The organism is Streptomyces griseorubiginosus (assembly GCF_036345115.1).
Lineage (GTDB): Bacteria > Actinomycetota > Actinomycetes > Streptomycetales > Streptomycetaceae > Streptomyces > Streptomyces griseorubiginosus_C.
Window position 1 is genome coordinate 5,244,153 of record NZ_CP107766.1, and the last position, 25,633, is coordinate 5,269,785.

24 protein-coding genes and 1 pseudogene are annotated in these 25,633 nt (G+C 70.8%); 11 read left to right on the forward strand and 14 right to left on the reverse strand.

The window, feature by feature from the left end; translation table 11 throughout:
* Window positions 1-73: 73 nt before the first annotated feature.
* The 3 genes from OHN19_RS23770 (at window position 74) to OHN19_RS23780 (ending at window position 6,221) form a co-directional block, all read left to right on the forward strand.
* A complete protein-coding gene (locus tag OHN19_RS23770; RefSeq protein ID WP_330266113.1) occupies window positions 74-583 on the forward strand; it encodes a hypothetical protein in 510 nt (169 codons plus the stop codon).
* A gap of 98 nt (window positions 584-681) precedes the next feature.
* Complete coding sequence (locus OHN19_RS23775; protein WP_330266114.1) at window positions 682-2,889, forward strand: S1 family peptidase; 2,208 nt, start codon at window positions 682-684, stop codon at window positions 2,887-2,889.
* 185 nt (window positions 2,890-3,074) lie between these two features.
* The gene (locus OHN19_RS23780; RefSeq protein ID WP_330266115.1) at window positions 3,075-6,221 is read left to right on the forward strand and encodes a sacsin N-terminal ATP-binding-like domain-containing protein; all 3,147 of its coding nucleotides are present in this window, start codon (window positions 3,075-3,077) and stop codon (window positions 6,219-6,221) included.
* A gap of 5 nt (window positions 6,222-6,226) precedes the next feature.
* Here OHN19_RS23780 and OHN19_RS23785 read toward each other — a convergent pair whose 3' ends face one another.
* On the reverse strand, window positions 6,227-6,463 hold the full coding sequence (locus OHN19_RS23785; RefSeq protein WP_330266116.1) for a DUF7683 domain-containing protein: 237 nt from the start codon (window positions 6,461-6,463) through the stop codon (window positions 6,227-6,229).
* Window positions 6,464-6,555: 92 nt separating this feature from the next.
* On the opposite strand from OHN19_RS23785, the gene OHN19_RS23790 reads away from it, so the two are divergent.
* Window positions 6,556-7,413: a DUF5707 domain-containing protein gene (locus tag OHN19_RS23790; protein ID WP_330266117.1), complete on the forward strand. Its 858-nt coding sequence runs from the start codon at window positions 6,556-6,558 to the stop codon at window positions 7,411-7,413.
* A 154-nt stretch (window positions 7,414-7,567) separates the two neighbouring features.
* Entirely contained in the window at window positions 7,568-8,371 is an 804-nt protein-coding gene (locus OHN19_RS23795) for a hypothetical protein (protein ID WP_330266118.1), read from the forward strand.
* Window positions 8,372-8,465: 94 nt separating this feature from the next.
* On the opposite strand, the gene OHN19_RS23800 is transcribed toward OHN19_RS23795, so the two are convergent.
* The 3 genes and pseudogenes from OHN19_RS23800 to OHN19_RS23810 all read right to left on the reverse strand — a co-directional run bounded on the left by OHN19_RS23800 (window position 8,466) and on the right by OHN19_RS23810 (window position 12,118).
* Window positions 8,466-10,853, reverse strand: coding sequence for a cation-translocating P-type ATPase (locus OHN19_RS23800; protein WP_330266119.1), 2,388 nt, complete (start codon window positions 10,851-10,853; stop codon window positions 8,466-8,468).
* Between the two features lie 117 nt (window positions 10,854-10,970).
* Window positions 10,971-11,800: pseudogene (locus OHN19_RS23805) on the reverse strand (IS5 family transposase).
* A 54-nt stretch (window positions 11,801-11,854) separates the two neighbouring features.
* On the reverse strand, window positions 11,855-12,118 hold the full coding sequence (locus tag OHN19_RS23810) for a DUF2530 domain-containing protein (protein WP_330266120.1): 264 nt from the start codon (window positions 12,116-12,118) through the stop codon (window positions 11,855-11,857).
* Window positions 12,119-12,235: 117 nt separating this feature from the next.
* Here OHN19_RS23810 and OHN19_RS23815 point away from each other — a divergent pair, with 117 nt between their 5' ends.
* Window positions 12,236-13,630 carry an NCS2 family permease gene (locus OHN19_RS23815; RefSeq protein ID WP_330266121.1) on the forward strand — a complete coding sequence of 465 codons (1,395 nt, stop codon included), beginning with the start codon at window positions 12,236-12,238 and terminating at the stop codon, window positions 13,628-13,630.
* Window positions 13,631-13,663: 33 nt separating this feature from the next.
* Here the strand turns inward: OHN19_RS23815 and OHN19_RS23820 are convergent, their stop codons facing one another.
* Complete coding sequence (locus OHN19_RS23820; protein ID WP_330269690.1) at window positions 13,664-13,852, reverse strand: ribbon-helix-helix protein, CopG family; 189 nt, start codon at window positions 13,850-13,852, stop codon at window positions 13,664-13,666.
* 145 nt (window positions 13,853-13,997) lie between these two features.
* Between OHN19_RS23820 and OHN19_RS23825 the strand changes: the two genes are divergently transcribed.
* The gene (locus OHN19_RS23825; RefSeq protein ID WP_330266122.1) at window positions 13,998-14,435 is read left to right on the forward strand and encodes a MarR family winged helix-turn-helix transcriptional regulator; all 438 of its coding nucleotides are present in this window, start codon (window positions 13,998-14,000) and stop codon (window positions 14,433-14,435) included.
* Window positions 14,436-14,459: 24 nt separating this feature from the next.
* Window positions 14,460-15,818: an MFS transporter gene (locus OHN19_RS23830; protein WP_330266123.1), complete on the forward strand. Its 1,359-nt coding sequence runs from the start codon at window positions 14,460-14,462 to the stop codon at window positions 15,816-15,818.
* 36 nt (window positions 15,819-15,854) lie between these two features.
* Here OHN19_RS23830 and OHN19_RS23835 read toward each other — a convergent pair whose 3' ends face one another.
* On the reverse strand, window positions 15,855-16,385 hold the full coding sequence (locus OHN19_RS23835) for a GNAT family N-acetyltransferase (RefSeq protein WP_330266124.1): 531 nt from the start codon (window positions 16,383-16,385) through the stop codon (window positions 15,855-15,857).
* Between the two features lie 25 nt (window positions 16,386-16,410).
* Between OHN19_RS23835 and thpR the strand changes: the two genes are divergently transcribed.
* Window positions 16,411-16,983 (forward strand): RNA 2',3'-cyclic phosphodiesterase, encoded by a 573-nt coding sequence (gene thpR / locus OHN19_RS23840; protein WP_330266125.1) that lies wholly within the window; start codon window positions 16,411-16,413, stop codon window positions 16,981-16,983.
* A gap of 202 nt (window positions 16,984-17,185) precedes the next feature.
* Here the strand turns inward: thpR and OHN19_RS23845 are convergent, their stop codons facing one another.
* From OHN19_RS23845 to OHN19_RS23855, 3 genes are all read right to left on the reverse strand, one after another.
* On the reverse strand, window positions 17,186-18,178 hold the full coding sequence (locus OHN19_RS23845) for an aldo/keto reductase (RefSeq protein ID WP_330266126.1): 993 nt from the start codon (window positions 18,176-18,178) through the stop codon (window positions 17,186-17,188).
* A gap of 95 nt (window positions 18,179-18,273) precedes the next feature.
* Window positions 18,274-18,459, reverse strand: a complete 186-nt coding sequence (locus OHN19_RS23850; RefSeq protein ID WP_330266127.1) for a DUF397 domain-containing protein — start codon at window positions 18,457-18,459, stop codon at window positions 18,274-18,276.
* Window positions 18,456-19,262 (reverse strand): helix-turn-helix transcriptional regulator, encoded by an 807-nt coding sequence (locus OHN19_RS23855; protein WP_330266128.1) that lies wholly within the window; start codon window positions 19,260-19,262, stop codon window positions 18,456-18,458. The genes OHN19_RS23850 and OHN19_RS23855 overlap by 4 nt, the downstream gene beginning before the upstream one ends.
* A gap of 83 nt (window positions 19,263-19,345) precedes the next feature.
* On the opposite strand from OHN19_RS23855, the gene OHN19_RS23860 reads away from it, so the two are divergent.
* Entirely contained in the window at window positions 19,346-19,750 is a 405-nt protein-coding gene (locus tag OHN19_RS23860) for a hypothetical protein (protein ID WP_330266129.1), read from the forward strand.
* Between the two features lie 111 nt (window positions 19,751-19,861).
* Here the strand turns inward: OHN19_RS23860 and OHN19_RS23865 are convergent, their stop codons facing one another.
* The 3 genes from OHN19_RS23865 to OHN19_RS23875 all read right to left on the reverse strand — a co-directional run bounded on the left by OHN19_RS23865 (window position 19,862) and on the right by OHN19_RS23875 (window position 22,111).
* The gene (locus OHN19_RS23865; protein ID WP_330266130.1) at window positions 19,862-20,494 is read right to left on the reverse strand and encodes a maltokinase N-terminal cap-like domain-containing protein; all 633 of its coding nucleotides are present in this window, start codon (window positions 20,492-20,494) and stop codon (window positions 19,862-19,864) included.
* Between the two features lie 17 nt (window positions 20,495-20,511).
* Window positions 20,512-21,099 carry a Uma2 family endonuclease gene (locus tag OHN19_RS23870; protein WP_330266131.1) on the reverse strand — a complete coding sequence of 196 codons (588 nt, stop codon included), beginning with the start codon at window positions 21,097-21,099 and terminating at the stop codon, window positions 20,512-20,514.
* A 94-nt stretch (window positions 21,100-21,193) separates the two neighbouring features.
* Window positions 21,194-22,111 carry an NADP-dependent oxidoreductase gene (locus OHN19_RS23875; RefSeq protein WP_330266132.1) on the reverse strand — a complete coding sequence of 306 codons (918 nt, stop codon included), beginning with the start codon at window positions 22,109-22,111 and terminating at the stop codon, window positions 21,194-21,196.
* A 139-nt stretch (window positions 22,112-22,250) separates the two neighbouring features.
* Here OHN19_RS23875 and OHN19_RS23880 point away from each other — a divergent pair, with 139 nt between their 5' ends.
* The gene (locus tag OHN19_RS23880) at window positions 22,251-22,619 is read left to right on the forward strand and encodes a hypothetical protein (RefSeq protein WP_330266133.1); all 369 of its coding nucleotides are present in this window, start codon (window positions 22,251-22,253) and stop codon (window positions 22,617-22,619) included.
* Here OHN19_RS23880 and OHN19_RS23885 read toward each other — a convergent pair.
* Together OHN19_RS23885 and OHN19_RS23895 are read right to left on the reverse strand one after the other, a co-directional pair.
* Window positions 22,604-23,281, reverse strand: coding sequence for an SGNH/GDSL hydrolase family protein (locus OHN19_RS23885; protein ID WP_330266134.1), 678 nt, complete (start codon window positions 23,279-23,281; stop codon window positions 22,604-22,606). The two genes, OHN19_RS23880 and OHN19_RS23885, sit on opposite strands and share 16 nt — an antisense overlap.
* A gap of 1,399 nt (window positions 23,282-24,680) precedes the next feature.
* Entirely contained in the window at window positions 24,681-25,580 is a 900-nt protein-coding gene (locus OHN19_RS23895) for a TetR/AcrR family transcriptional regulator (RefSeq protein WP_419249537.1), read from the reverse strand.
* Window positions 25,581-25,633: the final 53 nt, after the last annotated feature.

Sequence of the window (25,633 nt, forward strand, 5' to 3'; positions counted from 1 at the left end):
TCTTACATATGATTTACTTTTGGCAAGCGGACGGGGGATTCCGCTCACTCATCGTCACTAGGGGAGGAAACACATGGCGATGCCGCGTGCCCGCAAGGCACTTCTGTTCGGCGTCTCGGGGGCCCTGGCCGCAGGCCTGGGAGCCGCCGTCCTGACCACCGGGGCCCAGGCGGCCCCGCAGACCGCGGTCACCACCGCCACGGCGACCGACATGCCCGCCGCCGTCGAGGACTTCACCTATCCCGGGGCCGCGAAGGTCCTCGCGGACCGCGGCATCACCCTCAAGCGGGGCGACGGCCACATCACCCTGGTGGGCTGCTCCGAGGCCTGGAACATCAAGATCGAGTCCCGACTGGACAACGGCGGCTATTGCTTCCGTACGACCGCCAGGACCGGCTTCCTGACCCTCGAACTGCCCGACGCCTACGGCGTGTGGACCGAGGACCACCCGGTCGAGGCCACCCTCACCGCCGAGGGCAAGGAGACCGTCGTCAACGTGCCGACCTACGACTACCAGCCCGTCGGCGAGGCCGGTGACACCGGTCTGCGTTCCGTCCTCGTCGAGCTGCGCGTCACGGGCTGACCACCGGGCAGCCCGCCCGAGCCGATGCAGACACGACGTCAGACCGGCTCCGTACCACCGCACTTCTCGCCCCGCCGCTACACCAGGGAAAACTCACCGTGTCCAACCTCCGCCCCCGCGCGGCTCTGACGAGCGCTCTGCTCGCCGCCACCGCAGTGGCCGGCCCCGTCGCCGCCGCGCACGCCGTCTCCGGCAGTGCCGCCGCCGACGGCTCCTTCGCCTTCACCGCCCGCGTCGACATCGGCGCCGGCGAACGCGCCTGCTCCGGCGTGCTGATCGACCCCCGTTGGATCGTCACCGCCGCGAGCTGCTTCGCCGACGACCCGAACCAGGGTTACGCGAGCGTCCGGGCCGGCAAGCCCGCCAAGGCCGTCACCGCCACGATCGGCCGCACCGACCTGACCACCACCACCGGCCAGGTCCGTGACGTGGTCCAGCTCGTCCCGCGCAGCGACCGTGACGTGGTCCTCGCCCGGCTGAACAAGCCGGTCACCGGCATCACCCCGGCCAAGGTCGCCACCACCGCCCCGGCCGCGGGCGAGAGCCTCACCGTGCCCGGCTACGGCCGGACGAGGACCGAGTGGTCGCCGCTGAAGCTGCACACCGGCGCCTTCACCGTTGGGGCCGTCCAGTCCGACACCCTCGACATCACCGGCCAGAACGGCGCCGCCGTGTGCGCCGGTGACACCGGCGGCCCCGCCGTCCGTGCCGTGTCCGGCGGCTACGAGCTCGTGGCCGTCAACAGTCGCTCCTGGCAGGGCGGTTGCTTCGGCCAGGATGCGGCCGAGACCCGTACCGACGCCCGCGAGGTACGGCTGGACAACCTCGGCGGCTGGATCGACGGCACCCTGGGGGCCGTCCCCGTCACCGACTTCAACTGCGACGGCGTCGAGGACATCGCCGTGGCCGACCCCGAGGCCTCGGTGGGCGGCGACGCCGGTGTCGGCCTGGTGCGCGTGGTGTACGGCGGCGGCAAGGGCACCGCGGAGCTCCAGCAGGACCTCGACTGGGTGTCCGGCGCCGCCGAGGCCGGAGACGCTTTCGGCTCCGCGCTCGACACCGTCGACCACAACCAGGACGGCTGCACCGACCTCCTCGTCGGCACGCCGGGCGAGGACCTCGACGGCGGAGCCGACGCGGGCATGGCCGACGTGCTCTACGGCGCCCCAGGCGGGTTCGGCACCGGCACCACGAAGGCCCTCCACCTGGAGCAGGGCACCGGCGAGGGCGCCATCGCCTCCTCCGGGTCCGAGGCCGGTGACCGCATGGGCCACGCCGTCGCCGCCGGAGAGACGGCCGCGGGCGAGCCCTACCTGGTGATCGGGGTGCCCGGTGAGGCGCTCGGCACCATCAAGAAGGCCGGCATGGCCTTCTACCTCCGCAAGGGCGTCAACATCACGGTCCACCAGGACAAGACCGACGTCCCCGGCGCCGCCGAGACCGACGACGGCTTCGGCACCTCCATCGCGGCCAACGCCAACCACCTCGCGATCGGCGCCCCCAACGAGGACATCGGCGGCGACGCGGCCTCCGGCAACCTCGCCGTCTTCTCGCACACCCTGCACGCCGACGGCCACCCCAAGCCGCTGTTCGGCCTCGACCAGGACCTCGACAACGTCTCCGGCGGCGCCGAGGCGGGCGACGAGTTCGGCAGGTCGCTCGCCCTGGCCGAGTACCGGCCCGCCGGTGCCTCCGCCGCCACCGACTCGATCCTCGCGATCGGCTCGCCCGGCGAGGACCTGACGGTCGACGGCGCGGCCAAGACCGACGCGGGCCGCGTGGTCCTGTTCCGTGTCACCGCCGCCGGCAGCGGCAGCGAGCTCACCGAGATCTCCCAGGGCACCGCCGCCGACGACATCTCCGGCACCGCCGAGTCCGGCGACCGCACGGGTGAGACCGTCACCGCGATCAACACCGCCCCCCGCGCGCTGAGCACCACCGCGACGATGAAGCTCGCGGTCGGCGTCCCGGGCGAGGCCATCGGTACGGCCGCAAAGGCCGGCGCGGTCCACACCTTCTCGCTGCTGGGCGCGCCCGGCGCCAACGACCGCTGGATCGAGGCGGGCGACGGCGACGGCCTCCCCGGCATCCCGAGCGCCGGCCACCAGGTGGGTTCCAGCATCCACTTCACGGGCACCAACCTGTACGTCGGCCTGCCCGACGGCCCGTCGACGTACGGCAGCCTGTACGCCTTGCCGCTGTCCAACGTGACCGCCGGCGGCACGGTCGCTCCGGTGACCGCCTACCAGCCCGGCACGGGCGGTCTTCCGGCCGCGGGCAAGGCGTTCGGTCGGGCGGCCCGCTAGTCCGGGCCAGTCACGGACCGCCGGTCACCGACCGGAGCTCCGCGGCCGACGGGCGGCGAGGCAACCCCTCGCCGCCCGTCCCCGCGTCCGTCGCCCCGCCCCTCTTCGCCGTCGCGAACCCTCCCGGAGTTACGGCCCCCTCTCCTCGCGGTACCTTCAACGTCACGCCGATGAGGAGAGTCAACGTGAGCAAGTTCGTGCGGCCCGCCGCCGAGGGTGCCGACCCGTTCGGGACCGCCCGGCTCAGGCGAGGTGTGCTGGACGCCTGGGCCACCAGTCCCGCCCGGTTCAGGGAGGACGCCAACGCCGAGGAGGACCTCGTCCTCGGCGGGTACCGGGACCGGCTGGTCGTCGAGCTCGCGCAGAACGCGGCCGACGCGGCGGCCCGCGCCGGGGTGCCCGGCAGGCTCCGGCTCACCCTCCGCGAGGGCGTGCTCTTCGCCGCCAACACCGGCGCCCCGCTGGACGCGGCCGGCGTCGAGTCCCTCTCCACCCTGCGCGCCTCCGCCAAGCGCGAGCCGCAGACCGGACCGGACGCGACGGACGCGACGGACGGGGCGGTCGGCGCCGTCGGCCGCTTCGGCGTCGGCTTCGCCGCCGTGCTCGCCGTCACCGACGAGCCCGCCGTCGTCGGCCGGCACGGCGGGGTCCGCTGGTCGCTGGCCGAGGCCCGCGACCACGCCGCCGACACCGCCCGCCACAGCCCCGGCCTCGGCGACGAGATCCGCCGCCGCGACGGCCATGTCCCGCTGCTGCGGCTGCCGTTCGCCGCCGAGGGCACCGCGCCCGACCCCTACGACACCGTCGTCATCCTCCCGCTGCGCGACCCCGCCGCCGCCGACCTCGCCGAGCGCCTCCTGCACGCCGTCGACGACGCCCTCCTCCTCGCCCTGCCCGGGCTCGAGGAGGTCGTGGTCGAGACGGACACCACCCGCACGATCAGCCGCCGCACCGACGGCGTCCTCACCGTCGTAGAGGACTCGCGCGACGGTACGACCCGGTGGCGTACGGCGTCCGCGCACGGGCCGCTCACCCCCGAACTGCTCGCCGACCGGCCCGTCGAGGAGCGGCTGCGGCCGCACTGGGCGCTCACCTGGGCCGTGCCCGTCGACGCCGACGGCACCCCCGCGCACCCCCGCACCAGCCCCGTCGTGCACGCCCCGACCCCCAGCGACGAACCGCTCGGCGTCCCCGCGCTGCTCATCGCGTCGTTCCCGCTGGACACCACCCGCCGGCACACGGCACCCGGAGCGCTCACCGACTTCCTGGTGCAGCGCGCGGCCGACACCTACGCCGGACTCCTCGCGGACTGGCGGCCGGTGGGCGAGGGCATCATCGGGCTCGTGCCCGGACCGCTCGGCAAGGGCGAACTGGACGGCGCCCTGCGCCAGGCGATCCTGGAGCGGCTGCCGAGGACCTCCTTCCTGCCGCCCGCGCTCGAACCCACCGACGACCTCCCGGAGACGCTGCGCCCGCGCGAGGCCGAGGTCGTGGAGGGCGCCGGCGCCGACACCGTGCGGGTGCTCGCCGAGGTACTGCCCACCCTGCTGCCCGCCGGTCTCGAACGGCGCGTGGAACTGCGGACCTTGGGCGTGGCGCGGATCCCGCTCACCGACGCCGTGGACCGGCTGGCGGGTCTGGAGAAGGACCCGGAGTGGTGGCAGCGGCTCTACGACAGCCTCGCGGGCGTCGACCCCGACCGGCTCTCCGGCCTCCCCGTGCCGCTCGCCGACGGCCGTACCACCATCGGACCCCGGCAGGTGCTGCTGCCCACGTCGGACGGGCCCCGGATCGACCCGGAGATCCTCGCCCGGCTCGGCCTCAAGGTCGCCCACCCGAGCGCCGCGCACCCGCTCCTGGAGAAGCTGGGCGCGCTGCCCGCGACACCGCGCGCGGTGCTCACCACGCCCCAGGTGCGGGCCGCGGTGGCCGCCTCCCTGGACGACGACGGGGGCGTGAACTGGGAGGAGGACACCCCGGACGCGGAGGAACTCGCCGACACGGTGCTGGCGTTGGTGCGGGACGCGGGGCTCGAACCCGGCGACGAGCCGTGGCTCGGCGCGCTCGCCCTGCCCGACGAGGAGGGGGAGCTGGTCCCGGCCGGTGAACTCGTGCTCCCGGGCAGCCCGTTCGCCCAGGTCATGCGTGAGGACGAACTCGCCTTCGTGGACGCCGAGCTGGCGGCGAAGTGGGGCGAACAGCCCCTGGCCGCCTGCGGGGTGCTCGCCGACTTCGCGCTGGTCCGCGCCACCGACGTGGTCCTCGACCCCGACGAACTGGAGCCCCGCGAGGGCGACTTCGCCGAACCGGACGACGCCGGGCTGTTGGACGCCGTGGACGTGTGGTGCGAGGACATCCTCGACCGGTTCCCGGACACCCCGGTGCCGCCGGTCGCCACCGAGCTGATCGCCGTACGCGATCTCGACCTCGTCGACGAGGACAAGTGGCCGCAGGCCCTCGCCCTGCTGGCCCAGCCCCCGCTGAGGGACGCGCTCACCCAGCAGGTCCGCATCCTGCTGCCGGACGGCACGCACGAGGTCGTACGGCCGTACACCGCCTGGTGGCTGCGCGGGAACCCGGTGCTCGACGGCCGCCGCCCCGCCGGACTGCTGGCCGCGGGCGGTGACCCGCTGCTGCGCGGCCTGTACGACGAGGCGGACGCGACCGGGTTCGACGACGAGCAGGTGCTGCGGGCGCTCGGGGTGCGGACGTCGGTGTCCGCGCTGCTGGAGGAGCCGGGTGGCGCGGCGGAACTCCTCGACCGCCTGGCCGACCCGTCCCGGCCGGTCACCGCAGCCCAACTGCACGCGCTCTACGGCGCGTTGGCCGACCTGGACCCCGAACAGGTCACCCTCCCCGACGAGCTGCGGGCCGTGACCGACGGCCGGGTCGAGGTCGTGGACGCGGCGGACGCGGTGGTCGTCGACTCCCCGGACCTGCTCCCCTTCACGGAGGGCGTCCCGCTGCTGCCCGTCCGCCCGTCCCGGGCGGCCGAGTTGGCCGAACTCTTCCAGGTGCGCCGCCTGAGCGAGTCGGTGACGGGTTCGGTGGACTCCGAGGGCACGGAACACGACGTCCCGGAGTCGGTACGGGTCCTGCTGGGCGCGAGCACCCCCTCCTCGTACGTCGAGCACGAGGAACTCGTCGTCGACGGCGTGGAGATCGACTGGCGCCTCACCAGCGACGGCGTCCTGCACGCCGCGACCCTGGAGGGCGTGGCAGCGGGCCTCGCCTGGGCGTCCCGCCAGTGGCCCCGCCGCTTCGAGGTGGCAGCCCTCCTGGAGGACCCGACCCGCACGGAGGAACTGGCGAGGGACCGCTGGTTCGACTGAACGGGTCAGCCGGAGCTGGGTTCCAGGAAGTAGTCGTAGGCCTCCAGGCCGAGCGTGATCCCGGTCAACTCCCGGACACGCTCGGCGTGCTCCTCCGCCAGAGGCACCACGCCCACCCACTCGGCCGCCGGAATCCCCACGAGGTCCGCGAGGATGTCGACACCGACCGCGGTGACATCGACGGCCGAGTCGAGGAACTCGCCGTTCTTCGGGTACCGGCAGACTTCGACAAAAAGCTTCACACATAACTCTTACCAGTCGTGCAACCTTTCGCCCCACTCGATTATCTGACCCGGTGAGTCACTCAGACTCACCGACCTCACGTGGGGAACACATGCGTATTCGTGCCACCGTGGCCGCCGTCACCGGCGCCCTGGCCCTCTCCGCCCTCGCCGTGCCGGCCGTGCAGGCCGCCGACGGAGGCATCGACAAGACCACCGCCGCCGAGCGCTTCGGCGTCTCCCGGTCGGCGATGAGCACCGCCGCCGCCGCCGCGGACGAGCTGCCGGTCGTCTCCAAGGTGACGATCAACGGTGGCAAGGACATCGTCCTCGGCACCACCGCCGCCAAGAAGTTCACCGTCTCCCTGACGGCCAGCCACTCCGCCGGCATCCAGGACGCCTACATCGACCTGTGGCACGGCAAGGACGTCGACAACATCGACGGCTACCTCCCGCCCAACGAGGAGGTCGCCACCTGCACCGCGGTCAACGCCACGACCTCGACCTGCAAGCTCACCATCACGGCCGTCCCGGGCAGTGACCTGTACATGAACTCGCTGGCCGGCACCTGGCACGTCACGGCGGCCGTGCTCGCCAACGACGAGGTCGGCTCCGTCTACTGGAACGACTACTACGGCACGCACCGGGTCCAGCGCCTCTCCAAGCTGACCGCCAACGCCGCCCCGGAGCCGGTGAAGAAGGGCAAGACCATCACCGTCACCGGCAAGCTGACGCGCGCCAACTGGGAGACCAGGAAGTACGCCGGGTACTCGACCCAGCCGGTGAAGCTGCAGTTCCGCAAGAAGAACTCCAACACCTACACCACGGTGAAGACCGTCAAGACCAACTCCAAGGGCGACCTGAAGACCACGGTCAAGGCCACGGTCGACGGCTACTTCCGCTGGAGCTACGCGGGCACCTCCACCACCCCGGCCGTCAACGCCGCGGGTGACTTCGTCGACGTGAAGTAAGTCGGCGCAGGCCGGCACAGGTCGGCCGGAGGTAAAGCGTTGCGCATGTGCGAACAAAATCATGCTCCACACGTACAACCAGCCCCATGAGTCAGTGATCTCACCCATGAGTCATCAGACTCCGAGATCACTTCTCTCCTCATGGGGAACGCACATGCGCATACGCGCCCTCGTCCTCGCCGCCTCCGGCGCCGTGGCACTCTCCGCCCTCGCCGTGCCGGCCGCGCAGGCCGCGCCGGCGGCCGGGCCCGCCGTCACCTTCTCCCAGCTGAAGGTCAACAGCGGCAAGAACATCGTGGTCGGCCCCACGGCTCAGGTCACCGTCTCCGCGACGTACACCGTGACCAAGCCCGCGAACCTGGACCCGAACTCCTTCCAGACCGGGCCCGTCCTCTACCGCGGCGCCACCCTCGGCGAGAACTCCGACGACCTGCTCGCCGGTGACGGTCCTGGCACCTGCACGGTGTCCTCCCAGACCGTCCTCAAGTGCTCGGCGAAGATCCAGTTCCGTCCCAAGTCCTCGGACGCGAGCATCGACCTGTTCAGCAGCGAGGCGGGCACCTGGAAGCTGGGCGCCCTCGCGGTCAACGCCAGTGACGGGATCACCTGGCAGGGCGGCCTCGGCACCACCCACCTCCAGCGCAAGGCCACCCTCACCACCGACGCCTCCCCGGAGCCGGTGAAGAAGGGCAAGACGATCACCGTCACGGGCAAGCTCGCCCGCGCCAACTGGGACACCAACAAGAACGCGGGCTACTCCACCCAGCCGGTGAAGCTCCAGTTCAAGAAGAAGGGCGCGACCACCTGGAGCACCCTCAAGACCATCAAGTCCTCCACCACGGGCGCCCTGAAGACCACGGTCAAGGCCACGGCGGACGGCTACTTCCGCTACACCTTCGCCGGGACGACGACGACCTCCCCGGTCAACTCGGCGGCGGACTACATCGACGTCCGGTGAAACCGCGCCCCATAGGGGCGCGGGGAACTGCGCGACAAGCCACGACGGCGCGGCGGACAGCACACAACGCACCCGTCCCGGCTGAAGCCCAGCGCTAAGCGGAACCGCGGCGGTCGACCACTCTCCACAGCACCTCCAGGACGGCCGCCGCCACCACCGAGATGCCCACCGCGATCCACGGCATCGTCACGCCCACCAGCTTCAGCGCGAAGAAGTGCTGGAGCCACGGCACGGCCAGGACCAGCACGAAGCCGAGGCCCATCGCCGCGACCAGCGCGATGCGCCACCAGGTGTACGGGCGGGCGATGATCGCCAGGACCCACATCGAGATCAGGAACAGCGTCAGGGTGGCCGCGCTGGTCTCCGCGTCCAACGCGCCCGCGCCGGTGTAGTGGTGACGGGCGAGCAGATACGTCGTGAAGGTCGCGATCGCCGCCACCACCCCGCCCGGGATCGAGTACCGCATCACCCGCCGCACGAAGTGCGGTTGCGCGCGCTCCTTGTTGGGCGCGAGGGCCAGGAAGAAGGCCGGGACGCCGATCGTCAGCGTCGACAGCAGGGTCAGGTGCCGTGGCAGGAAGGGGTACTCGACCTGCCAGCACACCACGAGGACGGCCAGCAGCACCGAGTAGACGGTCTTGACGAGGAACAGGGTCGCGACCCGGGTGATGTTGCCGATCACCCGCCGGCCCTCCGCCACCACCGACGGCAGCGTCGCGAAGCTGTTGTCCAGCAGCACGATCTGCGCGACCGCCCGCGTGGCCTCGGACCCGGAGCCCATGGACACCCCGATGTCGGCGTCCTTGAGGGCGAGCACGTCGTTGACCCCGTCGCCGGTCATCGCGACGGTGTGCCCGTGGGACTGGAGCGCCCCCACCATGTCCCGCTTCTGCTGCGGGGTGACCCGCCCGAACACCGTGCCCTCGTCGAGCGCGTCCGCCATCCCGTCCGGGTCGGCCGGCAGCCGCCGCGCGTCCACCGTGCTGCCGTCCAGGCCCAGCTTGGCCGCCACCGCCCCGACCGACACCGCGTTGTCCCCGGAGATGACCTTGGCCCGCACGTCCTGCTCGGCGAAGTACCGCAGGGTGTCCGCCGCGTCGGGCCGCAACCGCTGCTCCAGTACGACCAGGGCGGTGGGCCGTGCTCCCCGGGCGACCTCGGGATCGTCGAGGTCCCGGGCGGCCCGCGCCAGCAACAGCACCCTGAGCCCCTGCTCGTTGAGGCGCTCGGTCTCCCGCAGGGCCGGGTCGTCCGCGGCCAGCAGCACGTCCGGCGCACCCAGCAGCCACGAACTGGACTCGCCGTCGCCCTCGCTGAAGGTGGCCCCGCTGTACTTGCGGGCGGAGGAGAAGGGCAGGGACTCGGTGCACCGCCACTCCTCGACGTCCGGGTAGACGTCGATGATCGCCTGGAGCGAGGCGTTGGGCCGGGGGTCCGACTCGCCCAGGGCGCCCAGCACTTTCCGTACGTACGACGCGTCGGCGCCCTGGAGCGGCCGGACCTCGGTGACGTCCATGCCGCCCTCGGTGAGGGTGCCGGTCTTGTCGAGGCAGACCGTGTCGACGCGGGCGAGGCCCTCGATGGCCGGGAGTTCCTGCACCAGGACCTGTTTCCGGCCAAGCCGGATCACGCCGATCGCGAAGGCGACCGAGGTCAGCAGCACCAGCCCCTCCGGGACCATCGGCACGATCCCGCCGACCGTGCGCGCGATGGAGTCCTTGAGGTCGTTGTCCTTCACGAAGAGCTGGCTGACGACCAGGCCGATCGCGGTCGGGACCATCATCCAGGTCACGTACTTGAGGATCGTGGAGATGCCCGAGCGCAGCTCGGAGTGGACCAGCGTGAACCGCGAGGCCTCCTCGGCGAGCTGGGCGGCGTAGGCCTCGCGGCCCACCTTGGTGGCCTGGAAGGCGCCGCCGCCGGCGACCACGAAGCTCCCGGACATCACCTGGTCGCCGGGCCGCTTGACCACCGGGTCGGCCTCACCGGTCAGCAGGGACTCGTCGATCTCCAGCCCGTCGGCCTCCACGACCGTCCCGTCGACCACGGCCTTGTCGCCGGGCCCGATCTCGATGAGGTCGTCCAGGACGATGTCCGAGGTGCTGACCTCGGTCGCGGTCCCGTCCCGCCGTACCGTCGGCCGCGCCTCCCCGATCACCGCGAGGGAGTCGAGGGTCTTCTTGGCCCGCCACTCCTGGATGATGCCGATCCCGGTGTTGGCGAGGATGACGTACCCGAACAGGCTGTCCTGGAAGGGCGCCACGAACATCATGACCAGCCAGAGCACACCGATGATCGCGTTGAACCGGGTGAAGACGTTCGCCCGGACGATCTCCGCCAGGGACCGGCTGCTCCGCACCGGCACGTCGTTGACCTGCCCCCGCGCCACCCGCTCGGCCACCTCGGCCGCGGTCAGCCCGGTGACCGACGGGGACAGGGCCGTCCTGGTGGCGAGTTCGGCGCCCGCGTCGATGTGCGTCATGCATTCGACGGTACGTGCGGTTTTGCGGCTTCACCCGGCGAGTGCCCGGAAGTTCCGACCTGGGGAGGAGACCGGGCCGGGCCGATGATGCCCTGGTACTAGGTCGTGTCCGCAATGTCAGGGCAGCCAGAGTCGTAGGCAGGCGAGGGTGACCAGGGCTTGGTAGTGGCGGCCAAGTTTGTCGTAGCGGGTGGCCAGGGCTTTGTTGTGCTTGAGCTTGTTGAAGCAGCGTTCGACGACGTTGCGGCGCCGGTAGGCGGTCCGGTCGAGTCGGCAAAGGCCCTCGCCGCGGCGGATGCGGCCGTTGATCTGGTCGATCCGTTCCGGGATCGCTGCCTTGATGCCTCGTCGGCGGAGGTAGGCGCGGATCTTCGTGGACGAATAGCCCTTGTCCGCGACGACCCGCTCCGGCCGCGTTCTGGGGCGGCCCGGCCCGCACCGGCTGACGTTGATGCGGGCCATGACCTGCTCGAATTGGGTGCAGTCGTTGACGTTGCCGGCGGTGATGGTGAAGGCGAGCGGTCGGCCCTGTCCGTCGCAGGCGAGGTGGATCTTCGTGGTCAGTCCGCCGCGGGACCGGCCGATCGCCTCGCCGGGCCAAAGCCCCCTTTTCGGGCCCCGGCCGCGTGCTGGTGGGCGCGCACGGTGGTGGAGTCGACGCACACGACCGTCCAGTCGACTGCGCCGACGGCATCGGAGTGCTGCTGGACATGGGCCAGCAGGCGGTCCCAGGTTCCGTCGGCCGACCAGCGACGGAAGCGTTCGTAGACGGTCTTCCACGGCCCGTAGCGTTCGGGCAGGTCCCGCCAGGCCGCACCCGTGGACAGCTTCCACAGAATCCCGTTGATGACCTGGCGGCGATCCCGCACCGGACGGCCCATCCGCGCCGGAGCCAGCAACGGCTCGATCACCGCCCACGACTCATCAGTCAGCTCATGACGACGCACCACGAACAGACCAACGACGCCGACACTTTGCGGACACGACCTAGGGGACGCTCGTCACTCGGCAGCAGGGTCGGCGGCGGCCGCCCGCTTGATCGCCGCGTCCCTCCTGCGCACGAAGTAGATCCCGTAGAGCCCGAGCCCGCCCCCGGCCAGGCAGGTCCACAGCCACCAGGTGTGGCCGTGGTCCGCGAACCAGCCGTAGAAGGGGAGCTGCACGAGGAAGAGGACGAACCACAGGATCGTGCCGCCGGTGATGGTGGCGACCACCGGGCCCTCCAGGGGCTCCGGTGCCTCGTGCGTGGGTGTCCATTTGGCCATGGGGACAGCTTACGAGGCGATCACATCTACGCGCGGAGATGGTCCCACCGGCCTCATACGTTCATACTGAAACGGTTTGCGTCCGACCTTGTCTCATTCCACTCGTAGGAACATCCAATGCCGACCGCCCTCGACCGCTACTTCAAGATCTCCGAGCGGGGCAGCAGCCTGCCCCGGGAGATCCGGGGCGGGTTCGCCACGTTCTTCGCGATGGCCTACATCATCGTGCTCAACCCGATCATCCTCGGCAGCGCCAAGGACATGTACGGCCATCAGCTGGACAACGGCCAGCTGGTCACCGCGACCGCCGTGACCGCCGCCTTCACCACGCTCCTCATGGGCGTGGTCGGCAACGTCCCGATCGCGCTGGCCGCCGGGCTCGGCGTGAACTCGGTCGTCGCGCTCCAGCTCGCGCCCCGGATGTCCTGGCCGGACGCGATGGGCATGGTGGTGCTCGCGGGCTTCATCGTGATGCTGCTGGTCGCCACCGGTCTGCGGGAGCGCGTGATGAACGCGGTGCCCTTCGGCCTGCGCAAGGCGATCTCCATCGGTATCGGCCTGTTCATCATGCTGATCGGCCTGGTGGACTCCGGTTTCGTCTCCCGCATCCCGGACGCGGCCCAGACCACCGTCCCGCTCCAGCTCGGTGCCGACGGTCACCTCAACGGCTGGCCGGTGCTCGTCTTCATCCTGGGAGCCCTGCTCACCCTGGCCCTGATCGTCCGCAAGGTCTCCGGCGCCATCCTCATCTCCATCGTCGCGATGACGGTCCTCGCGGTGATCATCGAGGCCGTCGCCAAGGTGCCCAGCTGGGGCCTCACCACCCCGAAGTGGCCCGGCAACCCGGTCGCCACCCCCGACTTCGGTCTGCTCGGCAAGGTCAGCCTCTTCGGCGGCTTCTCCCACGTGGGCGTGCTGACCGGCATCCTCTTCGTCTTCACGGTCCTGCTGTCGTGCTTCTTCGACGCGATGGGCACGATCATGGGCGTCTCCGACGAGGCCAAGCTCACCGACGCCCAGGGCCAGATGCCCGGCATCAACAAGGTCCTGTTCGTGGACGGCCTCGCGGTGGCGGCGGGCGGTGCCAGCTCCTCCTCGGCCACCACGGCCTTCGTGGAGTCCACGGCCGGCGTCGGCGAGGGCGCCCGCACCGGCTTCGCGAACGTGGTCACCGGCGGCCTCTTCGCCGTGGCCCTCTTCCTGACCCCGGTCGCCACGATGGTCCCGTCGCAGGCCGCGACCCCCGCGCTGCTCGCGGTGGGCTTCATGATCCTGGCCAACTCCGTCCGGGACATCGACTGGGCCGACTGGACCATCGCCGTCCCGGCGTTCGTGACGATGGTGATGATGCCGTTCACCTACTCGATCACCAACGGCATCGGCATGGGCTTCATCACCTTCGTGGTGCTGCGGCTTGCGGCGGGACGGGCCAAGGAGGTCCCGGTCGCGATGTACGTCGTCTCCGCCGTCTTCGCCTTCTACTACCTGATGCCGGCGCTGGGTCTGACGTGACCGGGTCTCACATGCCCCGCCCTCACGTCGCCCTCACGTCACCCCGTAGAACTTCTCCGTCTCGTCGACGGCGGTCTGGAACCGCTCGTCGAAGTCGTCTCGAACGAGCGTCCGGATCACATAGTCCTGGACGCTCATTCCCCTTTTGGCCGCATGGTCCCGGAGCCGTTCGAGCAGCTCCCCGTCTATCCGCAGGCTGAGCACGCTGGTCCCCATGGACACGAGGGTCGCCGCCGACGGGGAGCGGCGTTCACTTTCCGCTGTCGACTCACTCGTATGGGTGAAGATCGGGTTTCCGTGGCCGGAGTCACGGGAATCCTCGCGCACGCCAGCTTGTTTAGCGAGAGTAATGAGTTACGCTAAAGAGATGCCGGACCTCACCCATGGCGACGACGCTGCCGCCGTGAACGCCCTTCGCTCCGCCGTGATGCGACTGTCCCGTCGGCTCAAGCACCAGCGAGTCGACGAGTCGCTGAGCCCCACCGAGATGTCGGTGCTGGGCACCCTCTCGATCTGCGGCAAGGCCACCCCGGGCGAGCTCGCCCGCAAGGAGCACGTCCAGCCGCCGTCGATGACCCGCATCGTGGCCCTCCTCGAGGCCAAGGGACTCGTCCGGCTGGAGCCGCACCCCGAGGACCGGCGCCAGAAGGTCGTCACCAAGACCGAGCAGGCCGAGGCCATGCTCGCGGAGTCCCGCGCCAAGCGGAACGCCTTCCTGGCCACCCTGGTCGACGGCCTCGACGAGGACGAGTGGGCGAAACTGCGCGAAGCCGCCCCCGTGCTGGAGAAGCTCGCACATCTGTAAGCCGCAAAGAGGAGGCGAACACTTTTGAGTTCGGGACCCGGAGCAGACTCCGCACCCGCACCGACCACCCTCGACACCCCGCCCGCCCCCAGAACCCGCAAGTCCTCGATGTTCAGCTCCCTGAAGGTCAGGAACTACCGCCTTTTCTTCCTCGGCCAGGTCGTCTCCAACATCGGCACCTGGATGCAGCGCATCGCCCAGGACTGGCTGGTGCTCAGCCTCACCGGCTCCGCCACCGCCGTCGGCGTGACGACAGCGCTCCAGTTCCTGCCGATGCTGCTCTTCGGCCTCTACGGCGGTGTCCTCGTCGACCGGCTGCCCAAGCGCCGCGCGCTGCTGTTCACGCAGTCCGCGATGGGCGCCACCGGCATCGCGCTGGCCGTCCTCACCCTGACCGGTCACGTCGAGGTCTGGCACGTCTACCTCGCCGCGTTCGCCGTGGGCCTCGCGACCGTCGTCGACAACCCGGCCCGGCAGACCTTCGTCTCCGAGATGGTCGGCCCCGACCAGCTCCAGAACGCGGTCAGCATGAACTCCGCGAACTTCCAGTCGGCCCGCCTGGTCGGCCCCGCGGTCGCGGGCGTCATGATCACCGGCGTCGGCACCGGCTGGGCGTTCCTCGCCAACGGCCTGTCCTTCGTGGCCCCGCTCATCGGCCTGATGATGATGCGGACACGTGAGCTGCACGTCGTGGAGCGCGCCCCGCGCGGCAAGGGACAGCTGAGGGAGGGGCTGCACTACGTGGCCGGACGCCCCGAGCTGATCTGGACCATCGTCCTGGTCGGGTTCGTCTCCACCTTCGGCTTCAACTTCCCCGTCTACCTGTCGGCCTTCGCCGACGACGTCTTCCACGCGGGCGCCGGTTCCTACAGCCTCTTCAACATCCTGATGGCCGTCGGCTCCCTCGTCGGCGCCCTGCTCGCGGCCCGGCGCGGCACGGCGAAGATGCGGGTGCTGGTGGTGGGCGCGGTGGCCTTCGGCACGCTGGAGATCGTGGCCGCGATCGCCCCCTCGCTGTGGCTGTTCGCGCTGCTCATGGCCCCGATCGGGATGTTCGGCATGACGGTCAACGTCACCGGCAACACCTCCGTCCAGATGGGCACGGACCCGGCCATGCGGGGCCGTGTGATGTCCCTGTACATGATGGTGTTCATGGGCGGCTCGCCCATCGGCGCACCGATCGCCGGCTGGATCACCGACGCGTACGGCGTCCGGGCCGGCCTCGCGGTGGGCGGTGCGATCGCCGCGGCGGCCGCGGTGACGGTCGGCCTGGTCCTGGCCAGGGTCGGCAACCTGCGGCTCTCGGTGGGCTGGAACCGCGGCCACCCGCAGGTGCGGTTCGTCCCGCGCGAGGCGCAGGAACAGCTGGCTGCGGCGGCCTGAGCCGTACGACGGCTTGTGGCGCCGGGGGCCCGAGCCCTACGGCAGCACGCGCATGGCCAGTACCTGGCCCGGCCAGTCGCCGTTCGCCCCGGCGGAGTACGTCTCCGTCGGGGTGAAGCCGTTGGCCTCGTAGTACGCGACCAGCCCGCGGTCGTCGCCCGCGTAGCAGTCCACCCGCAGCAGGGCGACACCCGCGCGCCGGGTGTGCTCGGCGGCGTGCGCGAGCAGGGCGCTGCCGACTCCGTGGCCCTTGAAGCGGCGGTCGGAGGCGAGCCAGTGGATGTACCGCTCGGGCTCGCCGGGCGGCGGGAGATGCGCGAGGTAGGCGCCCGGCGCGTCGGTGAGGGTGAGGGTCGCAGCCGGTACCCCGTCGGCCTCGGCGACGAAGGCGCTGCCCTCGTCGATGTACCGGGCGACGGATTCCACCGTCCTCGGGCTCTCCGACAGCGGCTTCGTCCCCCACTGACCGGGGCGCCCCTGTCCGACCAGCCACTCCACACAGCTGTCGAGCATGCCGAGGATCACGGGTATGTCGTCGGGTCCGCCGTCCCTGATGGTGATCTCCATGCCCTCATGGTGACAGGCTGACCCCATGAGACTCTTCGCCGCGGTGCTGCCCCCGCAGGATGTCGCCGAGGAACTCGCCGCAGTGGTCGCCGAGTTGAGGAAGCTGCCCGGCGCGCAGGGGCTGCGCTGGACCGGCGTCCCGGGCTGGCACTTCACGCTGGCGTTCTACGGCGAGGTCGACGACGACGTCGTACCGGAACTGTCGGAGCGGCTGGAGCGGGCGGCCCGGCGAACGCCCGCCTTCCCGCTGGCCGTGCGCGGGGGTGGGCAGTTCGGGCACGGGCGGGCGCTGTGGGCCGGGGCCTCCGGCGAGCTGCCGGTGTTGCGGTTGCTCGCCGATCGGGCGGAGGCGGCGGGGCGGAAGGCCGGGGTGGAGATGGGGGAGCACCGGCGCTACAAGGCGCATCTGACGGTGGCGCGGAGTCGGGAGGCGGTGGATGTACGGCCGTATCTGGACGTGCTCGACGGGTTCACCGGTCGGGCGTGGACGGTGTCCGAGCTGGCGCTGGTGCGGAGCAACCTGCCGGTCACCGGGGTGGCGGGGGAGCAGCCCCGCTATGAGGTGGTCGGGCGTTGGGCGCTCGGTGGGGGCGGTTAGGCTCGATGTGTGGACCCGAAGACGCGGAACCGGATCATGGCCGGTGTGCTGGTGATGATGTTCGTCGTTGTTGCTCTTGCTGCGGCCCTTGGTAGGTAAGGGGAACTGCGGCCAGTTCTCGGCTGCCGCGCCGTTGTGGCTGGTCGCGCCCACGGGGCGGAGCCCCAAATCGACTCCGCCCTGCGCCCCTGCGGGGGCGCTCCTACCAGGCGAAGGCCTCCGGGGACGGGCCCGGGCCCGGGAAGATCTCGTCCAGGCCGGCCAGGAGCTCCTCGGACAGCTCCAGGTCCACCGCCCTGATCGCCGACTCCAGCTGCTCCGCCGTGCGCGGGCCGACGATGGGGCCCGTGATGCCGGGGCGGGTCAGCAGCCAGGCCAGGGCCGCCTCGCCGGGCTCCAGGCCGTGCTTCTCCAGAAGGTCCTCGTAGGACTGGATCTGGGCGCGCTTGGCCGGGTCCTTGAGGGTGTCGGCGGCGCGGCCCGAGGCGCGGCGACCGCCCTCGACCTCCTTCTTGATGACCCCGCCGAGCAGACCGCCGTGCAGCGGGGACCAGGGGATCACGCCGAGGCCGTACTCCTGGGAGGCCGGGATGACCTCCATCTCGGCGCGCCGCTCGGCCAGGTTGTAGAGGCACTGCTCGCTGACCAGGCCGATGGTGCCGCCCCGGCGGGCGGCGATCTCGTTGGCCTGGGCGATCTTGTAGCCGGGGAAGTTGGACGACCCGACGTAAAGGATCTTGCCCTGCTGGACCAGGGTGTCGATCGCCTGCCAGATCTCCTCGAAGGGGGTGGCGCGGTCGACGTGGTGGAACTGGTAGATGTCGATGTAGTCGGTCTGGAGGCGCTTGAGCGAGGCGTCGACCGCGCGCCGGATGTTGAGCGCGGAGAGCTTGTCGTGGTTGGGCCAGGCCTCGCCGTCCGCGGCCATGTTGCCGTAGACCTTGGTGGCGAGGACGGTCCGGTCGCGGTTGGCGGCGCTCTTCGCGAACCAGTTGCCGATGATCTCCTCGGTACGGCCCTTGTTCTCGCCCCAGCCGTACACGTTGGCGGTGTCGAAGTAGTTGATGCCCGCGTCGAGGGCCGAGTCCATGATCGCGTGGGAGTCGGACTCGTCGGTCTGCGGGCCGAAGTTCATGGTGCCGAGGACGAGTCGGCTGACCTTGAGTCCGGTGCGTCCGAGCTGCGTGTACTTCATGAACCCCTAGCCAACGACGTGGAGTGCGCTCTAGGCAAGGGGGGTCAGCCGGCGGTGCGGCGACCGGGGCGACCTTGGTGCCCCAGGTGACGGGATCACATCTGCCTGGACTTGATATCGGACCGCAGGAAGGCGGACCACGCGGTGGGGGTGACGGTGAGGGCGGGGGTGTGGGTCTTGGAGTCGCGGACGTGGATGGTGGCGGGGGTGTGGGCGACTTCGAGGCACTCGCCCTGGTCTCCGCTGTAACTGCTCTTGAACCAGTGCAGGTCCTCGCTCATAGTCCCTCTGCCACCTCGTCGATCAGTTTCGCGGACTCGTCGGGGTTGAGAGCCTGCGCTCGCAGAATGCCATACCGGGCGAACAGTTCCTGCAGGTCGGGTTGTTCGCTGACGAAGTAGCCGCCGCTGGGGCCTTCCACGTAGGCAAGCCGACGGTCCTCGGTGGTCTCCAGGAGAATCATCGGGCCGTTCAGCCCGGCGTGGGCCCGGCGGTTGTGCGGCATGACCTGGATCTCCACGTGACGGAGTCGGCCGATCTGGAGGATGTGCCGCAGCTGCTCCTTGAGTACCTCCGAACCTCCCAACGGGCGGGTGAGCGTGCTCTCTTCCAGTACGTAGCTGACGAGGGGCCGGGGCCTGCGTTCGAAGAGCTGCTGGCGCTCCAGCCGGGCGGTCACCCGGCGGTCGATGTCCTCGTCGTCCAACGCCGGTACGTGGCAGTCGTAGACGGCACGCGCATACGCCTCGGTCTGGAGCGAGCCGGGCACAACGTGGTTCTGGTACACGTGCAGGGCCGCCGCTCTGCGTTCCTCCGAGAGGTAGTCCTCGGTCCAGGGCGGCAGCCCGCGCTTCTTCAACTCCTTCTCGGCCAGTACCAGTAGTGCACCTTGTGCACCGACCACCTCGTCGGCGATCTCGACGAACTGTCCCCTCGGCGACCGCTCTCCCCGCTCCACCATCGCCACCTGGGACTTGGAGTAGCCGACGTGCTTGCCCAGGCCCTCCTGGGTGAGCCCGGCCCGCTCGCGGAAGAAACGGAGCAGCACGCCGAAGGACTCCGATCCACGGTCACCGAAGTGCACAACCGCCTCCCCAAGTGCACAGCTCTGCACGGAACTTCCGCAGCCCTGGTCACAGTATGTGAGCACCCGCCACGCTCTGCTGCATGAACGAGAGAATCGACGCCCCCTGGCTCCCGACCTGGATCCCCGCCACCGGTCACGCCCTGCGGCACGCCGGCGTGCACTTCGACGCCGTACGGATCCGCGGTGTGCACGGCGAACGGGTCGCCTCCGAGCTGATGGTGTGCACGGACTTCGACGCGGGCCCGATCGTCCAGGAGGCCACGGGGGAGCGGAACACGTACTTTCTGCTGCCGCCGGGAACCGCGGCGGACTTCCGCTGGCCGCCGGGGGTGCGGGCCCTGACCCGCGGTGACCGCAGCCTCGCCTATGTCGGGGTGCCCGCGCTGACCGGCGTGACCTGGCCGCTGGGGTGGCGCTCGGTGCCGTCGCGCGGAGTGCCGTACGTCATGGGCGAGTTGCTGTGGGAGGTCACCGGCCGCGTGTGAGTACCTCGTCTCCGTCTCGCCAGGGGCGATGTTGGATGACCTCCGGGAGCGACTCCGGACTACCGCGCGCGGCCGTCCAGAACGGGCGCCGCGCTGTGGCGTCCGCCCGTCTCAGGGAGTGCGCAGGCTCGCGAACACCGAGCGCACGCGGGTGCCGTCCGGGGCGTTCCAGGGCGCGGAGACCTGGCCGGACACTCCCTCGGGTGCGGCGGCCGACAGGGTCCGGTGGACGCGGAGGAGGGTGCCGTCCGGGAGGGTGAGGTCGGTGCCGCCGTCCCGGTCCTCGGTGATCTCGGCGGGGCCGGTGGGGAGGGCGGGACCGGCGTAGGAGTGGGCCACCTCGTGGTCGGGGGTGTCGCTGATGCTCTGGGCCATGGCCTGGGCTCGGCCCTCGAACAGGGCGAGGAGTTCGGTGCGCAGGACGGTGTCGTGGAGGCCGTCGTAGGCCCAGCGGGGGCCCAGGACACCGTGTTCCATGGTGCCGACGAGGGCGTGGTCCGCGCCGGGGAGCGGGGCGGCGCGGTAGGTGAGGGGAACGTGGTAGGCGACGGGCTCGGGGCCGGAGGTGTCGAGCGCCACCATGAACTCGATCCCGACCTCGCCCTCCGGGTCGTCGAGCCGGAACCCGCCGGCCTTGGTCAACTCCGGTGCGCCGGAACCGGCGTACCAGGGGCGGGTCGGCAGCCAGGTGGTGAGCAGTTCCAGCTTGGTGGGCTTCAGGGTGGTGTTGTGGATGATCGCCATGCGGCGGATTCTGTCAGTCAGTCGCGGGGGAACTCATCGGTTTTGAGGACGAGATCGACGACGGTGCCGGTGAGGTCCACGTCCTTGCCGAAGGCCACCTTGGTCTCGACCTCGTAGTCGCCGCCCTTGGGGTCGGTGTAGATGTGGCAGCGCCCCTGATACGGATCAGCGATGACGTAGACGGGGACTTCGGCCGTGGCGTAGGCGGTCTTCTTCGGGCCGTAGTCGTTGGCCGCGGTGCCCTTGGAGATCACCTCGGCGACGAACTCGACGTCCTCGTACGACCAGTGGCCGTCCTCCGACTTGGTGGCGCCTTCGGCCACCACCGTCACATCGGTCGCGAATCCGTTGAGGTGCCCGGGGTAGTCGATGCGCACGTCGGACTTCACGCGCTTTCGCGGGTACTTGGTCCGCAGCTGCTCGAAGATGTCCGCGATGATCTCCCAGCGGGTGTCCCGCTGCGGCGACATGTAGACGGTCCCCTCGACGATCTCGACCTTGTATCCCTCGGGGACGGGCATCGTCTCGAGCCGCTCGAACATCTCGTCGAGGGTGCTCGTGTTGTCGCTCTCGGCCATCGCGATCCTGTCTTCGAGGACGGTCATCGTGGCGCTCCTCCCCGGCTGCCCCATGGACGAGTGCAGCCGCGCAGTACAACGATACGCACGGTGACCGGGTCACGGAGGGCCGACGCCCGGGTCATGGCCGGAGCACGATCTTGCCGTGGGTGTGACCCAGTTCGAGTTCGCGGTAAGCGTCCCGTACCCGCTCCAGCGGGTAGGTCCGGGCGATCGGCACCTCCAGCTCACCCCGTGCGGCCAGCCGGGCGAGTTCACCGACGACGACCGCACAGGCCGCCGACCCCTCGCCGTAGGTGCGCGCACCGACCTCCGCAGCGGTACGCCAGTCACGGATCGTGTTGATGCGTGAGGGCTGGACGCCCAGTTCCACGGCCAGCCGCACATACCCTTCGCCGTACGTGTCGACGAACGCGTCCACGCGCCCGCCCGCCGCCTCGCGGATCCGCTCAGCCACCCCCTCCCCGTACCCGACGGGCACCACACCCCGCTCCTTCAGCCAGCCGTGGTTCCGCTCGCTAGCCAGCCCGATCACCGTGGCCCCGCGCCGCCGCGCGAGCTGCACGGCCAGTGACCCCACCCCGCCCGCGGCGCCGGACACCACGACCGTGTCAGTGGGCACGGGGTCCACGGCGAACACGCTGGCCCAGGCGGTCGTACCGGCCACGTACAGGGAACCGGCCACCTCCCAGGACAGTCCCGGCGGCCGGGAGAACAGGTTCACGTCGTCGGCCACGACGAACTGGGCGTGGCTGGCCCGCTGGTGGGTGAAGCCCAGCACCTCGTCACCCACCGCGAACCCCCGCGTGTGCGGGCCCGTCTCCACCACGACCCCGGCAAGATCACTGCCCTGCCCGGAGGGGAAGGTCGCCGGCCAGCGGTCGTGCCGCTCGCCCTCGCGGATCATGACCTCCCCGGGCTGGATCCCGGCCGCACGCACCTCGACCAGCACCTGCCCGGCACCGGGCGAGGGCCGCGCCACCTCCTCGACCCGCAGCACCTCGACCCCGCCGTACTCGTGGAACCGGACCGCCTTCATCGAACGCCCACCACGCTTCCCACCGGAGACAGACAGCCGCCTTCAACGGCCCACGCGGGAAGCGGTATTCCCCTGGGCCTGCCCGCGGGCGCCGCGGAGAGGGGAAGATCAGGGCGGCGGACAGGGAGGTGAGGCACGAGTGAGTCCACGCGAGCGGCACCCGAACGAGCTGAAGCGCATCCCCGAACAGCAGGTCAGCCCACACGAGATCAGATGGCTCGCCCAGGTCGAGGTCGCGCGCGCCGATCTGGAGGAGCGCTGGGGCCCGGCCGAGCTCACCCGGGACGATTTCGCCGAATGGTGGTGCTTCGCGTTCGCCCCGGCGGAGGGGGAGGCGTTCCTCCTGCTACGGGCGGTGCGTGACGCTCCCGCCGACGGATTCATCCTGAGCGCGACCAGCGGGCTGTTCTCCCCGCGCGCCGCCGACCTCCTGGTGCGGGGTCTCGGTGTCCCCGGGGGCCGGGTCGTCCGGCTGAACGCCGACGCGGTTGCTCAGTCGGACTCGTAGGGCTCGCCCAGGTCCCACGCCTGGTACATCGCCTCCGCGAAGGCCGCCGCGATCTTGTGCTCGCCGCTCGCGTTCGGGTGGGTGCCGTCGTACGTGTCGAGGTTGATGTCGTACGACGGGGGAGGGGTGGCCGGGAGCAGGGGGGAGCGGGGCTCGTCCAGGTCCGCGATCGTCTTCGCCAGCAGCTCGTTGAAGCGGGTGACCTCTCCGGCGAACAACGCGTCCGTCTCCGCCCGGACGTTGGGGATCACCGGCAGGACGACCATGCGGATACGGGGGTTCGCCGAGCGCGCCTCGGCCACGAAGGCCCGCACGTTCTCCGCCGTCTGCTCCGCGTTCGTGTAGAACCCCAGGTCGATCAGGCCCAGCGACACCAGCAGCACATCCGCCCGGTGCCCGCGCACCGCCTCGCCGATCAGCGGCACCATGTGCTGCCAGCCCTCACCCCAGCCGGCCAGGTGGGCCCGCGGAAAGTCGAGATCGGCGTACTCGTACGACGTCGGCGCGTCCGCCGCCTTGTCGTACAGCGTCTCGCGGGGGCCCACGAGCGTGAAGGGGCCGCCGTACGTGTCACGCAGGTGCTGCCACATCCGGTACCGCCAGGTGTGCTCGCCCGCGCTGCCGATGGTCATGGAGTCGCCGACGGGCATGAATCGCAGCATGTGCCCATCATCGGTGATTCTTACCGCCTAGTAACAGATCTTGGACCCGCCGGTGCTGTGAAAGAGCCCACGTCCCCGCTGCGCTGGGCTGGGGCCGGGCGCCTAGGGGGGTGCCGGGTCAGGTCGTCGGGCGGCTTGAGGTCCGTCGTGGCTGGTCGCGCAGTTCCCCGCGCCCCTAGGGAGTTGCAGTCACCCGCGCCACGACCGGACCGTCAGCCGCCCGCGTCCGCCCCCACGCACCGTTCGCCGCGTACGGCGCGCAGGGGACGGGGTGGGGGGTGTCCGCCCGCAGCGGCCGGCGTCCGGAACCGAGCCCCTCATGAACGACCGAGCCGCCGGACCGAGGACGGATACCCCCCACCCCGGCCCCGACCCACAACGCAACCGCATGCGCTACGCACGCCCCCACCGGACAGCAAGGGGCCGCTGCAGGCATCCAGGGGCGCGGGGAACTGCGCAAAAACGCCCGCCCCCACCGAACCCGCACCCAACCACGAACCGGACCCAGCCACCCCCCACCCGCCCCAGCCCGGCGCAGCCGAGTGGCAGGCTTGGCCCCATGCGTCGACCCTTCACCCCCCTAGCCGCGATCCTGCTCGTAGGCGCCCTCAGCCTCCCCGCCTCAGCCGACGACGGGAACGGAAAGGGGAACCAGGGCTTCACCATCACCGACCCCCGGATCACCGAGTCCAGCGGCCTCGCCGCCTCCCACCTGCACCCCGGCATCTACTGGACCCACAACGACCAGGACACCGGCGCCTACCTCTACGCCGTCGACAGCGCCACCGGCAAGACGGTCGCGAGGATCACCATGACCGGCGTCGGCACCCCGAGGGACGTCGAGGCCATCTCCATCGGGCCCGACAACCAGATCTGGGTCGGTGACATCGGCGACAACGACGGCGTCACCTGGCCCTACGTCTGGATCTACAAGCTCCCCGAGCCGAAGGACCTCAAGGACCAGACCGTCAAGGCCACGCAATACGTCGTGAAGTACTCCGACGGCTCGCGCGACGCCGAGTCGATGGTCGTCCACCCGAAGACCGGACGCGTCTACATCATCGACAAGCAGGAGGACGGCGGCCACCTGTACGCCGGCCCCGCGAAGCTCTCCCCCTCCGGCACGAACCTCTTCAGGCCGGTGCACCCCGTCGACCTGTGGGCCACCGACGCCGCCTTCTCACCGGATGGTCAACAGCTCGCCGTACGCGGGTACTTCGGCGGTATCTGGTACGACTGGAACGACGGCGACATCAAGAAGGAGGGGCGGCTGAGCGTGCCCCTCGGACAGGGCGAGTCCGTCTCCTACTCCCCGGACGGGACCAGGCTCCTGCTCGGCATGGAGGGCGCCGACAGCGAGGTGGAGGCACAGGACGCGCCCGGTGACGGCGGCTCGGAGTCACCCTCGGGGAGCGGGAGTTCCTCGGCCTCCGGGAGCGACGGCGGCGGAGGGTCCGACGGAACCGTCAAGATCGGCGCCCTCGCCCTGGTGGCCGTCGTCGGCTTCCTCGGACTCCGACGGCTGTTCCGCCGCCGCACCTGATTCCTCGCGCCTGCGCGCGACGAACACCTCAAGACCGTCCAGGATGCGCTGGAGCCCGAACCCGAAGTGGTCGAACTCCGGGCTCCAGGTGTCCTCGGCGAGGGAGGCGAGGACCGGGTAGCGGCCGCCGGCCATGACCTTCTCGAGGAAGGGGGCCTGCGCCGCGAAGAAGTCCGCGGTCGTCATCCCCGACGTCCGCTCCGCCTCCCGCTGGTAGACCTGCGTGCGCGCGGCCCCGACGACGTACCCGTCGACCATGATGACCGCCGACACCAGCTCGGGGTCGGTCAGGCCCATCGGGCGGATCCGGCCCAGCATCTTCTCCATGCCGTCCAGCGCGCTCGGACCGAGCAGCGGGCGGGCCTGGTTGACGCCGAGCAGCCAGGGATGGCGCGTGTAGAGCGCGAGCGTGGCGCGGGCCATGGCCTCCAGGGCGGAGCGCCAGGAGCCGTCGCCGTGGTCGGCCGGGTTCTCGGAGGGCCGCTGGACGCGGTCGAGCATCAGGTCGAGCAGCTCGGCCTTGCCGGGGACGTACCGGTACAGGGACATCGCGCCGGTGCCGAGCTCGGTGGCGATCCGGCGCATCGAGACCGCGTCGAGCCCCTCCTCGTCCGCGATCCGGACGGCTGCTTCCACGATCCGGTCCAGCGTCAGTCCCGGCTTCGGGCCCCGGCTGGGCCGCGGGGTGCCGTCCCACAGCAGTTCGAGCGTGCGGACGATGTCCCCGCTGCCACTGGTGTCCCCGCTGCTCGTCATGGGGGCAGCTTAGTTCCGCCGAAATACCGAGTACACCGTACGCGCAATCGGGT